1 pseudogene is annotated in these 266 nt (G+C 77.1%); it reads right to left on the reverse strand.

Going from position 1 to position 266, the window contains the following annotated elements:
• A pseudogene (locus tag ACWGIU_RS35720) lies at positions 1 to 266 on the reverse strand (class I SAM-dependent methyltransferase); the annotation flags it as partial.

The following is a 266-nucleotide window of genomic DNA, read 5'->3' on the forward strand; positions in this document are numbered from 1 at the left end:
GGCGGGGACCGGCGCCGGTTCCGCCCGCGGCGCGGGGTGCAGCGGCTGCGGGGCCTCCGGCGCGACCACGCCCTGGTCCGCGACGCGTACCAGCGGGCGGCCGTCGATCATCTCCACGCCGTGCCAGAGGTCGGTGCGCTCCTCCAGCCACGCGAGCAGCGCCGCCTGGTGGGGCGCCGGGTCACCCCAGGTCGCGTAGAGCTTCGACGGCGAGATGCAGATGGGGTGCAGTTCTCCCGTGCCCACCGCGGTCCAGACGGCGGCCG

Source organism: Streptomyces sp. NPDC054840 (genome assembly GCF_053611065.1).